This is a genomic window from Bradyrhizobium dasycarpum (genome assembly GCF_042019905.1).
GTDB lineage: Bacteria > Pseudomonadota > Alphaproteobacteria > Rhizobiales > Xanthobacteraceae > Bradyrhizobium > Bradyrhizobium japonicum_B.
This window is the reverse complement of record NZ_CP169574.1, coordinates 4,441,166-4,453,400: the sequence shown is the minus strand read 5'-3', so window position 1 is coordinate 4,453,400 and position 12,235 is coordinate 4,441,166. Positions and strand designations below refer to the sequence as shown.

Here is a 12,235-nt window from a genome sequence, read left to right as displayed (position 1 = left end):
ACAAATGTGATGAAGGTCACGGAAGGGGCCGGCACGAAGGCTGCATGATCAGACCCGGAAGGGTACGGGGAGAGCAGAAAATGCAGATATCGAGGCGACGGAATTATCAAGTATCTTCAGCGTCTTAGCTGAAATTTTGAGCAATCTGTTGCCGGGCCCCCTATATCCGGTTAAAGGTTTGTTTGGTGCGGCGCCGCAAATTGCGCGCAATTCGGGGGCACATCCCCGGCCAATCCCTCAAACCTAAAGACGCTATCGCGCTACTCAAACAGTGTGCGCGCGCTTGGCTGGTCTTTGGCACAGGAAACGAACCGAGATGAATGTAAAGCAGCTCGACCTTTCCCGACGCACCATCGCGGTGGCCGCGGCCCTGATCGGCACGGTCTCGCTGGTGATCGGCGCCCATGCTGCTCTCAACATGCGTGCGATCGATGCCGCCAAGGCCGTCTCGACCGACCAGATCACCGGCCCGATCGGCCAGTCCTCGCGCCTCGCGCTGGTCATCGGCAATGGACATTATCCCGACGCCAGCGCGCCGCTGACGCAGTCGATCAACGACGCCCGCGCGCTGTCCTCGTCCCTGCGCAAGGACGGCTTTGACGTCGACATGGTGGAAGACGCGACCCGGGACGACATGGTCCGCGCCGTGAACCGCCTGAAGTCCCGGATCAAGCGCGACAGCGTCGTCATGCTGTTCTTCGGCGGCTACGGCGTGCAGGCCGGCCGCGAGAGCTACATGCTGCCGGTCGACGCCGCGATCTGGAAGGAAAGCGACGTCCGCCGCCAGGGCGTCTCGATCGACGGCGTGCTCGAGATGATGAAGGAGCAGGGCGCCAAGGCCAAGCTCGTCGTCGTCGACGCCTCCCGCCGTAACCCCTACGAGCGCCGCTTCCGCTCCTACAGCCACGGTCTCGCGCCGATCAGCGCGTCCGACAATGCGCTGATCCTCTCCTCGGCCTCGCCCGGCAAGGTCGTCGACGACGGCAAGGGCGAGCACAGCGTGCTGGTCAGCGAGTTCCTCAGCAACCTCAATGCCAAGGGCAGCGCGGAAAGCGTCTTCAACAAGACCCGCCTCGCCATCTCCCGCGCCAGCGAAGGCGACCAGGTCCCGACCGTCTCCTCCTCGCTGCTCGAAGACGTCCGTTTCGGCGAAGCCGGCGGCTAGCTTCTTGCAGCAATCGCAGCTGCGGTAGGGTGGGCAAAGGCGCAAAGCGCCGTGCCCACCATCCTTGCAAGCTTTCGATAAAAGACGTGGGCACGCTGCGCTTTGCCCACCCTAAGGCTGGGTCTTCCGAAGAATGTCGGGTGGATCAGCCGAAGGCGTAATCCACCGCTTTTCTGTCGTCCGCGCTGAAAGCAAAGAGGCGGGTTACGCCATCGGCTAACCCGCCCTACGATTGTGCGCTCTGACCGCTAGGATTACTTCGCAGCTTCCGCGCTCGCCATCACCGGGCGGACCGGATCGCCTTCGCGCAGCAGCGCGCCGGCGCGGGCGACGACGACATCGCCTTCGTTGAGGCCGTCGCGGATCTCGATGTTGCCGCCCGACATCAAGCCGACCTCGACACGCTTGGTCTCGACGCGGTTGCGGCGGATCACCTGCACCACGGTGCCGGCGGAGGAATATTGCACGGCGGTCAGCGGCACCGCGACGTTGCAGCTCTGCCCGGTCTTGATCAGCGCGCGCCCGCTCGCCTTCAGCAGCAGCCGCTTCTGCGACGAGATGCCGATATAGACCATGCCCTGCTGGATGTTGGGCTCGATGGTCGCGCCGATACGGCGCACCTTGCCGTCGATGTCGCCGCTGCCTGAGATCCGCACCGTCGCCGGCTGATTGACGGCGAGCTTGCGCACGTCGGAGGTCGCGACGAGGCCGACGAGATCGTATTCGCTGCGCGCCACGATCGTGAACAGTGCCTCGCCCTTGGCCGAGGCGAAATTGCCGATCTGGGCGGTCGATGTCGCGATCACGCCCGCCACGGGTGCGGTGACCTGCAGCGTGCCGCCCTCGGGCAACGCCAGCCGCGCCAGCACCTGGCCGGCGGTGGTGGTGTCGCCGGCTTCCGCCAGCACCTCCGTGACCTTCAGGCCCGGACGCTCGGGCCGCACCGAGGTTTCCTCCCGCGCGATGATCGTGCCGGTGGCCTCGACAATGTCGGAGAAGCAGGATTTTGCAACTTTGAGCACCGTGACCGCCGGCCCCTTGGGCGCCTCGTCATCGGCGGCTCCTGCCGGACATGAACCGAGGGCAAGCACGCCGGCGACGGCTGCGGGACACAGGCTTCGAACAACGGCACGGGGCAAATGACGCATCGGAAATTCCACGGGTTCTATGCTTCCAATCGATAGCAGATGGCAGGGTCGCGGACTACGGCAGCCATGACCCCCACAAAGGCCGGTCATGCCGCCCCGGGTTGTCGCAGCAAGTCCTTGATTAGTCGCGGGATTGGAGAACAGGTTCGCCTTTTTGCCGGGCGGGCGCCGCGATCGGCCCTACTTCCAAAGTGCGACCATCACGGTCTTCTCACATGCGAGAGTCGCCTGTATGGGAGTAGGATCAGAATGACGCGGTATCGCCGCGCACAGCTCATGGTTGAGGTGGGATGCAACGGTTCGTTTGCGAGCAGAATATCGCTCATTTCGAGCGGCTGCTCCATGAAGCGACCGATCCGACGGTCCAGAATACGGTGCGGGGGCTGCTGGCATCGGCCAAGCGCCAATTGGCCTTGCTGAGCTCGGCGGAATCAGGCGCCGATACGACGCCGTTTGAACAGCGGCGGCGGCTGCACGGTGACGCCGATACGATCCGGCGGCAATTCCAGCCCGAATTCGATGCCTCGCCGCATCCTTACATGCTGCTGGACCCGGGGCCGGGCCTGTTGATCGTCGACATCAACGATGCCTATGCCGCGGCGACCTTGACCGACCGGGCCGAAATCGCCGGCCGGTCGCTGTTCGAGATATTTCCTGACAATCCCGACGATCCGCTCGCCGATGGCGTCAGCAATCTCTACAGCAGCTTGAGGATCGTGGCCGAGACGGGGCAGGCGCACGCCATGGCAATCCAGCGCTACGACATCCGGGATCCCGGCGGCGTCTTCGTCGAGCGCCATTGGCAGCCGATCAACTCGCCGATCCACGACCCGGCGGGCCGTCTGCTCTACCTGCTGCACCACGTCGAGGACGTCACGGCGCAGGTCGCGGCCAAGTCGTAAGCGGCCGTCAGCCGCGGCGCTCGCCCAGCGGCTTGCCGCTGGCCCGGTCGATCAAATGCAGCCGCGTGCAGGCTGGACAGGACACCGACTCGTGCGTGCGGTCGGTCGGCTCGTTGCTGAGCCGATGCTGCACATTCATACCCGTCTGCGGGCATCTGAAGACGATCTGGCGGTCCATACCGATGGATATGACGACAAGGCGCGCCTTCCGAAATTACGGATGTTTACGTAGGTCGTTGGACGCCCCCTTCACGGCAGGGCCACGAACTCCACCCAGTTCGGCTTCTTGCCGGTCGGATAGGATTTCAGCTTGGCCAGCGCGCCGCTGCTCTGCTCGATCGCATAGACCGTCATGCTGTCGGAGAGCTCGCCGACCGCGGCGAGATAGCGGCCGGAGGGATCGATCTGGAAGCCGCGCGGCTGCTTCTCGGTCGGCACGCTGCCGATCGTCGTCAGCCTGCCGCTGCTCGCGTCGACCTTGTAGGCGATGAGCGTGCTGGTGGTGCGCTCGGAGGCGTAGAGGAAGCGGCCGTCCGGCGTGATGTGGATGTCGGCGGCCCAGGGTTTCTTGTCAGGCTCCTTGCCGGAAAAACCCTCCGGCAGCGCGGTGGTGCGCTGGATCTCGTTCCAGGCGCCGCTCCTCGCCTCATAGGCGAACGCGGCGACGTCGCCGTTGAGCTCGTGGACGAGATAGACGAACTTGCCGTTGGGGTGGAATACGAAGTGCCGCGGCCCCGATTTGTCCGGCATCTTGCGGGCCGGCGGATCGCTCGGCGTCAGCGAGCCGGTCGTGGCATCGAACGCGAAGGCCAGTACCTGGTCGGAGCCGAGATTGGTCGTGAACACGAAGCGGTTGTCAGGCGAAGGCAGGAAGGCGTGTGCGTTCAGCCCCGTCTGGATCACCTGTCTCGGCTCGCCGGCGACGCCGCTTGCGTTCAATGGATTCAACGCGACCTTGTTGCCGCCATAGGAGGCGCTGAACAGGAACTTGCCGCTGCGGTCGACGGCGATATTGGCCATGCTGTCGGCGAGCGGCCCGCTGCCGACAGGGTTGAGCTCGCCCGTTTCGGGATCGATCGCGAAGCTCACGGCGACGTATGGCTCCGAGCGGACGCCGGCGATCAGCACGCGGCGATCGGGCGTGATCGCAAGCGGCGTCGAGGAGCCGGGCTTGTCGACGCCCTTGAAGGCGGCCGTCTGCACCGCAACCATCTCGCCGCTCTCCGCCATCCTGAACACGCTGATGTCGTTGCTGTCGGCGTTGCCGACATAAATGAAGGTTTCGGCCATGCCGGCGCGGACTCCAGAAATGAGGGTGGGGGACGCGAACAGGGTGACGGCAATCGCGGCGCGGAACGCCCTGGCTGCGCTGCCTCGGAGCGGTCTCGACATGGGCTCCCTCCTGTGGCTGCGTCGCGGCCTTGTGCTTTTGCCCATGAGGATAGCGAGCAGCGTGCCGCCGCACCAAATTCGAATGGGAATTGATCGATGCCGAAATCGTATCGGTGGCTGCATCGACGTCCCGGGCATTCCGTCGTGCACTGCAAAGCGCGGCCATCCCACGAGATCGTTCACAGTCAAATTGGCCGGCACCATGCGAACCAAAGCCGCGCCAGCGCATTGAACCCGCATGCCCCGCGAAAACGATCTTGAAGGTAAGCCCGACATGGGCGGCAAGCATGGCGGCCAGGCCGGCCTCCCCAAGTCGCCGCCGCGCCCGAACCTGGGCGAGCGCGATGAGGACGTCGTGGCAAAGCGCCACACCGGCCAAACCGATCATGCCCCACCGCCGACCAAGTCAAAATAAACCAAATAGCGCCTAGGATAGCGCCGACGGCCGTGTCGCGATCCTGATGCCGCGGACGGCGGTCGAAATGGAGGCTGGCTCGTGTTTTGGATCTATTGGAACACTGCCTGGTCGCTGATCATCAGCGGCATCTGGGTCGCCACCATCGTCAGCCATCCCGACGCCGAGTTCGTCGAAATCACCGCGGCAAAACAGAAGCTCTGAGCCCGCGGGCTGTCATCAAGCAAGATCGCCGATCTCAGAGGGCAATCACCGCATCTACGGTGGTTTGCCCCCATTTTTCGGACGGCGGCTCCGGTCGAGCACTGCCGGCTGAAGGCAATTGAAGGGTCCGGAGAACGACTCTCTTAATCTTCGTCCGATAAAGCTGGCCCATCTGGCGGGGCCGCATTTTTGTACCTCATCCCGCCGGTCGTTCCCGTTGCCGCCCCGGACGATCGCCGCCCATGAGCCACCCCATCGCCCCTGATCAGTCGAAGCACGCCGATCGGATCGCCTGGCTTGCGATCGGGTTCACGGCCGCTGTCGTGCTGATCGCGGCGATGCTGGGGCCGTTCCGGATCGAATGGATCTCGTTCTGGAAACCTGGCCTCGTCGGCGGCCTGCTCCTATCCCTGAGCTGGTTCTACACGACCGTCCGCAAGGACGCGGCTCTCGCCGGCGCGTTGATCGCGGCGGCCCAGCTCATTGCATTTGCGGCTGTGGCGGCTCCGCTGTCCTACGTCGCGGCGAGCGCGGCATTGCCGCTGTGGGACAGCGAGTTCGCCGCGCTGGACCGGCGCCTCGGCTTCGACTGGATGGCGTGGCTCGATGCCATGAACGCCGCGCCGCTTCTGCATCGAACGCTGGCGCTTGCCTATGCGAGCTTTGCCGTGCAAGCGACCGCGATCGTTCTCGTCCTGGCCGCCGCGGGGCATGCCCTGCGGTTGCGCGTCTTCATGCTGAGCTTCGTGCTGACGACGCTTCTGACCATCGGCGTGTCGACCCTGATGCCGGCGCAGGGCGTCTGGGGTTATCTGGATCTGTCGCCGGTCAACTCGCCGGCGATCGTGCCTGTTACGCGGGATCTGCCGCTTCCCGTGTTCTTTGGCTTGCGCGACGGAACCATCCGTCAGCTGGTCGCGGAGGGCGCCGACGGCATCATCAGCTTCCCGAGCCTGCATGCCGCGCTCGGATTGCTGTTCCTGCTGGCGCTGTGGCCGGTGAGATATGTCGGCGGAATCGCCGCCCTGCTCAACGTTGCGATGATCGCGGCGACGCCGGTGGATGGAAGCCATTATTTCTGCGACGTCATCGCCGGCCTGGCGATCGCGCTGTTGAGCTGGCTCGCCGTGCAACGCGCGCTCGCCCGCCTGGCGGGTGAACGAATGCAGCTTGCCGGGCCTGTCGAAGCCGACGCCGTCTTCGCCCGCGTTCCGAAATGATCGCGTCCGCCAAAGCCTGATCCGGAAACGTGCGCAGCGGTTTTCCGATGGCGCTTCATCCTGATCGCATCGCGCTTCAGGCCGCTGCAGCCTGCGCCGCCAGCAATTGCTTCAGCTTCGCCGCCGGGACCGCCGGGCTGAACAGCCAGCCCTGCATCTGGCTGCAGCCGAGCTGGCGCAGCACCTCGGCTTGCGCTTCGGTCTCGACGCCCTCCGCGGTCGTCGCCATGCGGCGGGCGGCGGCCATGTGCACCACGGCCTGCACGATCGGCGAGGAATCCTCGGGTTCGCCGATGTCGCTGATGAAGCTGCGGTCGATCTTGATCTTGTCGAACGGGAAGCGGTGCAGATAGCTCAGCGACGAATAGCCCGTGCCGAAGTCGTCGAGCGCGATGCGCACGCCGAGTTCGCGCAGCTGCTGCAGGATCGTCAGCGCCTCCTCGTCGTCGCGGATCAGGACCGTCTCGGTGATCTCAAGCTCGAGCCGCCCGGGTGCAAGGCCGGACTCGGCGAGGGCGGCGGCGACCTTGAGCGCCAGCGTCCTCGAGCGGAACTGCACCGGCGAGACGTTGACGGCGATGTGGATCTGGCCGGGCCAGGAGGCGGCCTCGAGGCAGGCCTGCCGCAAGACCCACTCGCCGATCTCGCCGATCAGCCCGGTGTCCTCCGCCACGGGAATGAAGTCCGCCGGCGAGATCATGCCGCGCTGTGGATGGCGCCAGCGCAGCAGCGCCTCACAGCCGGTCACGACGTTGGCCGCGAGGTCGACCAGCGGCTGGTAGTGCACCTCGAACTCGCCGCGGAGCAGCGCCTGACGCAGATCGAGCTCGAGCTGTCGGCGCTGCCTCGCCTTGGCGTCGTATTCGGGCGCGAAGATGCGGCAGGTGCGGCGTCCCTCCGATTTCGCTGCGTACATCGCAAGATCGGCGCGCTTGAGCAGGTCGTCGGGATTGTCGCCGTGGTCGGGCGCGATCGCGATGCCGATGCTGGCGTCGATCGGAATGTCCTGGCCCTTGCAATCCACCGGGGCGCGCAACGCCGCAAGGATGTTCTCCGCCAGCGCCGTCAGCTCGGCCCGGTCGCGCGTGCCGGCCTTGACGATGGCGAACTCGTCGCCGCCGAGCCGCGCGACCAGGTCGTTGCCGCTGACGCAGGCGCGCAGGCGGTTGGCGACCTGGCGCAGCAGCTCGTCGCCGACCTCGTGTCCGAGCGAATCGTTGACGCCCTTGAACTCGTCGACGTCGATATAGAGGATGGCGAACGGCTTGCCCTCGCCGAGCTCGGCGACGCGCCGCTCCAGATGCCCGCGCATCAGCACGCGGTTGGGCAGGTCGGTCAGCGCGTCGTAATGCGCCATATGGGCGATGCGCTCGTCGGCGCGGATGCGGTCGGTGACGTCCTGGTGGGTCGCGAGCCAGCCGCCGGCGGCGGCAGGCTGGTTCTTGATCTCGATCAGGCGGCCGTCGGCGGTTTCCACGATGGAGCTCTGGGTACTGCCGACACTGCTGAGCACGTCGTCGCAATAGGATGCGACGTCGCCGTGGAACGAGCCGGTGTCATGGCGATGCTGGATGACGTCGCGGAACGCGGCGCCGGGCTTCACCACGGCGGTCGACAGGCCGTACATCTCGATGTAGCGCCGGTTGCAGACGATCAGCCGCTCGTGCCGGTCGAACATCAGCAGCCCTTGCGTCATCGTGTTCATCGCGGTGTCGAGCCGCTGCTTCTCCAGCGAAAGCCGGTGCGTCACCTGGCGGAAGATCAGGAACAGCGTGAGCACCAGCAGGCTGATCGACAGCACGGCGATGGTGACGAAGAATTTCGTCTGCGTGCGCCAGGTCGCCAGCGCCGCGTCCAGCGACTTGGTCGCGACCACGACCAGCGGCACGCCGGCGAGCAGGCGCGAGGCGACGATGCGGTCCTTGCCGTCGATCGGGCTTGCCAGCTGCGTCGAGACGAAGGTGCGCTGGAACACCTCCATCTGCGCCGGCGTGCCCTTGCGGAAATTCTGCCCGATCATCGCATCGACGCGCGGGATGCGCGCCAGCAATTGGCCGTTCTGGTGATGCATGGCGATCGAGGATTCCTCGCCGAGCCCGGCCGAGGCGAAGAAGGATTCGAGCTGCTCGGGCGCGATCGCACGCGAGACGACGCCGAGGAATTCGCCGTGCGGCCCGGACACGCGCCGCGCCAGCACGATGGCCGGTCCGCCGCCGAGCCGGCCCTGGACGACTTCGATCTCCTCCTGCGCGGCCGGATCGGTCTTGAGGCGCTGGAAATAGCTGCGGTCGGCGACCGAGATGTCGGCGACCGGCCATTGCCGCGACGAGTTGATCAGCATGCCCCCGGAATCGAACAGATTGGCGCCGGCGACGTCCGTCCACCCGCTGGCTTTCGCGCGCAGCACCTCGTGCTCGGCCAGCGTGCCCATCTCGCTGCGGAACTTTTCGGCGGATTCGATGGCGCGGCTCTCGAGCTCGGCGACGATGCTCTTCTGCAGCACCGCAAAATTCTCGAACTCGCGGTCGAAATGCCGGGCCAGCAGGCGCACGGAGCTTTCCAGCTGGTCGCGGCCGCTTTCGATCGCGTTCTGCCGGAAGCGGTCGACGGTGAGCGCGGTGCCGATCGCAGTGGCGGCCATCAGCACGAAGCCGCCAGCGATCAGCCAGGTCAGCGGGGCTCCCTGCCAACGGCGAAGCAACACGCGCAGCCGCGCGGTCCATCGGATCGATGCGCCCATCCAGCCCTCCCGTGGGATGCAAGATGCGGCAAAAACGACAAGACCCCGTTACCATCGAGGGTTAGGGAAATATGAATGGGAGCGGAGTCGAGGCCCATCGCGCGGAGTCACGCAGCCGCGCCGCACCCAGGCGCGGCCTCGCTGTCTTGACGCCAAGCGGACGGCGCTGGTTCATCCGTGCCGCACGGGAACGAGCCGGCGATCATCCCTTCGACCGGCTTGCTGCCGCGGCCAAATCGGCGCACCTTGCCGGCCTCGGTTGATTTGCCATCCAAGGTTTTTCCGATGATCACCGCATCCAAGGCCTTCATTGCTTTCTGCCTGCTCGCGCTGGTCGGCACGGCGCTGGTGATCGGCCCGACCGAGCTGCGCCGCATGCTGCCGGACGGGGCCAAGACCGCAATCGCCGCCAAGCCGGAAGTTAAGCCGGAAGCCAGGCCGGAGACCAAGGTCGAACCCAAAGTCGAGGCCAAGGCCGACCTCAAGCCCGACCTCAAGGCCGACCTCACGCCCGAGCCGAAACCGGAACAGCCGAAACTGGATCAGCCCAAGCTGGCTGCTGTCGCGCCGCCCGCAGCTGAGCCCGCGCCGGCGGTCCCTGCGCCGGCCCCCGAGCCGAAGCCGAGCACGCTGGCCGAAATCCAGAAGCAGGCCGCGGCGCTGCCCGATCTCGCGCCGGTCAAGCCGCCGGCGCCGGCCGCCGACACCGGGCCCCGCTTCGACGTCGCCCGCGTCGACGATCACGGCGAGGCGGCGGTGATCGCGGGCCGGGCCGCGCCGGGAGCCAAGGTCGAGCTGCTGCGCGACGGCAAGCCGCTCGATACGGTGATCGCCGACGCCTCGGGCCAGTTCGTGATGACCCCGCCGCAGCTTCCCGCCGGCTCCTATGAATTGACGCTGCGGGCCAAGGCGCCGGATGGCACGGTCACGCAATCTGGCAAGACCATGCCGGTGACCATCGCCGAGGCGGCGCCGCCCGCGCGCCCGGCACAGGTCGCGCGGCAAGAGACCAGACAGGAGACCAAGCCGGAGCCGAAGCAGGCCGAGAAGGCCGATGACAAGTCGGACGTCGTGGCCGCGCTGCCGTCGGCCTCGCCGCGTCTGGCGTCGGTGCCCGACCGGCAAGCGCCCCGACCGAAGCCCAGGGCGATGGCGCGGGTGCCCGCCGCCACCACGACGGTGGCATCGGCCTCGCCGGCCGAGTTGCTTCACACGGCACCGGCGGAGGCCGGCGCCAGCCGCGTGATCTCCCGCGGCGACAGCCTGTGGGCGCTCAGCCGGCTCGCCTACGGGGACGGCGCCCGCTACGCCGTCATCTTCAACGCCAACCGCGACAAGATCAGCAACCCCAATCTGATCTATCCGGGCCAGACTTTCGTGGTGCCGCAAAAGCCGGAGTGAGCGGGAGCTTCGCCTGCGGTCATCCTTGGAGACGCCCGCCTTTGGCGGGCCCTCAGGATGAGGACTGAGCGTGGGGTGGCAAATTCGACGGTGCTTAGCCTCATCCTGAGGAGCTTGCGCAGCAAGCGTCTCGAAGGACGAGGCGCGCGCGCAGGCCGCTGCCAAAGCGTCATTGTGCAGGCCCGGCGATAGGTCGCCCGCGACGCTTTGCCCTGTGCCTCCTGGGAACAATTGGTTCCCTGGCGCGTCATGTCCCGTGCGACGCAGTGCGCGCTGGGGCAGCTGGGAGGGAGGCCCAATTGGTCATGTCGGCGGTCATGTCGGGACGCATGGGGCTGGCGCTGACGGGCGCGACCCTCCTGATTGCGGCCGTGCTGCTGCCCGAGAGAGCCGAGGCGCAATTCGGAATCCGCGGCGGTCCGATCGGCGTGGCGCGTTTCGCCGTCGGCCACATGATGGGCCTATCGCGGCTGCGCCATTCCCGCATGGCGGTGCGCGGCAGCCGCTATCGCTCCGCGGCCTTGCGGTCGCAGGATCCTCGTCAGGACCTGCGCGGCGCCGAGCGTGGCCGGCTCGCCAACCCTTATGTGCTGCGCGCGGCGCTCACCGCGCAGGCCGCGCTTGCGGGCTGGCAGGGCGGCCGCCGCCCGCAAGGCTGGTGGCGTCATCCCGACGGCAGCTATGGCTGGGTCGGTCCGGTGTTCTGGCCGTTCGCGCACGACGACCTCACCAACGCCATCATCCTCGGCGATGCGACCAGCCTCTCGCTCTACGGCTATGGCGACATCTATGCCGCGATCTTCGCGCCCTATGCGGCGACCGAGCTCGCGGCCTACACCACGCCGCAGGGCCGGCGCGGCCGGCGCGTCCCCACCGCCGAGACTCTGTGCGAGGCCAGCGACAGCGGCGGCCTGCCGGTCGACCGCATCGCTGCGGCCGTGGCACCCAACGAACTGCAGCGCACCGCGCTCGACGAGCTCGCCTCCGCCTGGACCCATGCGCGCGACATCATTCGCGCCGCCTGTCCGGCGCAGGCGCCGGCCGCGGCCGCCGAGCGCCTCGGCCTGATGCGCGAGCGCCTGGACGCCATGATCAAGGCCATCGACGCCGTCGCGCCGCCGCTTGCGAAGTTCACGGACCTGCTCGACGACGAACAGAAGGCCCGGCTCAATGCGCTCGGGAGCGAGCGCCGCGCCGCGCTGGCATCGATGCAGCGCAAGGATCTGAACAAGGATTCGAGCAAGGAAGCGAACAAGGATCCGAGCAAGGATGCGCAGGCGGCCGCCGCCTGCAGTGCCGACAGCGATCCCCGCTACGACGAGAAGCTGCAGCGTCAATACGAGCAGCTGGTGCAGCAGCAATGGCCTGCGAACGACATCGCCGCCACGCTGCGCCTCGACGAGACCGCCCGCGCCCGCCTCGAAGTGCTCCAGGACACCGCCCTGCGCACCCTGCAGACGCTCAGCGCCTGCCCGTCGGAGCCCGCCGCCACGCCCCAAGCCCGCCTCACCGCCGCAAAGGCGCGGCTGCAGACGATGCTGCAAGCCGTCAACGGCGTCACCGACGCGCTCGATGATTTCGAGGCGGATCTGAGCGACGAGCAGAAGGCGGGTTTCGAGGCGATCGGGCCGAAGCGGGGGGCGTGAGG

The 12,235-nt window shown here is 66.9% G+C and carries 12 protein-coding genes; 7 read left to right on the top strand and 5 right to left on the bottom strand.

The features are described from left to right. Nucleotides 1-316: 316 nt before the first annotated feature. On the top strand, nt 317-1,165 hold the full coding sequence (locus tag ACETMP_RS21370) for a caspase domain-containing protein (RefSeq protein WP_375157736.1): 849 nt from the start codon (nt 317-319) through the stop codon (nt 1,163-1,165). A gap of 254 nt (nt 1,166-1,419) precedes the next feature. Here ACETMP_RS21370 and ACETMP_RS21365 read toward each other — a convergent pair whose 3' ends face one another. Then, a complete protein-coding gene (locus ACETMP_RS21365; protein WP_375157735.1) occupies nt 1,420-2,313 on the bottom strand; it encodes an efflux RND transporter periplasmic adaptor subunit in 894 nt (297 codons plus the stop codon). Between the two features lie 290 nt (nt 2,314-2,603). On the opposite strand from ACETMP_RS21365, the gene ACETMP_RS21360 reads away from it, so the two are divergent. Next, on the top strand, nt 2,604-3,215 hold the full coding sequence (locus tag ACETMP_RS21360; RefSeq protein WP_375157734.1) for a PAS domain-containing protein: 612 nt from the start codon (nt 2,604-2,606) through the stop codon (nt 3,213-3,215). 7 nt (nt 3,216-3,222) lie between these two features. On the opposite strand, the gene ACETMP_RS21355 is transcribed toward ACETMP_RS21360, so the two are convergent. Together ACETMP_RS21355 and ACETMP_RS21350 are read right to left on the bottom strand one after the other, a co-directional pair. Beyond that, nucleotides 3,223-3,354, bottom strand: a complete 132-nt coding sequence (locus tag ACETMP_RS21355) for a hypothetical protein (RefSeq protein ID WP_257180939.1) — start codon at nt 3,352-3,354, stop codon at nt 3,223-3,225. Nucleotides 3,355-3,464: 110 nt separating this feature from the next. Beyond that, on the bottom strand, nt 3,465-4,607 hold the full coding sequence (locus tag ACETMP_RS21350) for a lactonase family protein (protein WP_375157733.1): 1,143 nt from the start codon (nt 4,605-4,607) through the stop codon (nt 3,465-3,467). A gap of 238 nt (nt 4,608-4,845) precedes the next feature. On the opposite strand from ACETMP_RS21350, the gene ACETMP_RS21345 reads away from it, so the two are divergent. From ACETMP_RS21345 to ACETMP_RS21335, 3 genes are all read left to right on the top strand, one after another. After that, on the top strand, nt 4,846-5,022 hold the full coding sequence (locus ACETMP_RS21345; RefSeq protein ID WP_375157732.1) for a hypothetical protein: 177 nt from the start codon (nt 4,846-4,848) through the stop codon (nt 5,020-5,022). An 81-nt stretch (nt 5,023-5,103) separates the two neighbouring features. Further along, complete coding sequence (locus ACETMP_RS21340) at nt 5,104-5,226, top strand: hypothetical protein (protein ID WP_257178809.1); 123 nt, start codon at nt 5,104-5,106, stop codon at nt 5,224-5,226. Between the two features lie 242 nt (nt 5,227-5,468). Further along, entirely contained in the window at nt 5,469-6,446 is a 978-nt protein-coding gene (locus ACETMP_RS21335) for a phosphatase PAP2 family protein (protein WP_375157731.1), read from the top strand. 76 nt (nt 6,447-6,522) lie between these two features. Here the strand turns inward: ACETMP_RS21335 and ACETMP_RS21330 are convergent, their stop codons facing one another. Both ACETMP_RS21330 and ACETMP_RS21325 read right to left on the bottom strand, forming a co-directional pair. After that, nucleotides 6,523-9,186, bottom strand: a complete 2,664-nt coding sequence (locus tag ACETMP_RS21330) for an EAL domain-containing protein (RefSeq protein ID WP_375157730.1) — start codon at nt 9,184-9,186, stop codon at nt 6,523-6,525. A gap of 107 nt (nt 9,187-9,293) precedes the next feature. Beyond that, complete coding sequence (locus tag ACETMP_RS21325) at nt 9,294-9,497, bottom strand: hypothetical protein (RefSeq protein ID WP_375157729.1); 204 nt, start codon at nt 9,495-9,497, stop codon at nt 9,294-9,296. On the opposite strand from ACETMP_RS21325, the gene ACETMP_RS21320 reads away from it, so the two are divergent. Together ACETMP_RS21320 and ACETMP_RS21315 are read left to right on the top strand one after the other, a co-directional pair. Further along, nucleotides 9,472-10,587: a LysM peptidoglycan-binding domain-containing protein gene (locus ACETMP_RS21320; protein WP_375157728.1), complete on the top strand. Its 1,116-nt coding sequence runs from the start codon at nt 9,472-9,474 to the stop codon at nt 10,585-10,587. The two genes, ACETMP_RS21325 and ACETMP_RS21320, sit on opposite strands and share 26 nt — an antisense overlap. Before the next feature lie 305 nt (nt 10,588-10,892). Continuing rightward, the gene (locus tag ACETMP_RS21315; RefSeq protein ID WP_375157727.1) at nt 10,893-12,233 is read left to right on the top strand and encodes a Spy/CpxP family protein refolding chaperone; all 1,341 of its coding nucleotides are present in this window, start codon (nt 10,893-10,895) and stop codon (nt 12,231-12,233) included. Nucleotides 12,234-12,235: the final 2 nt, after the last annotated feature.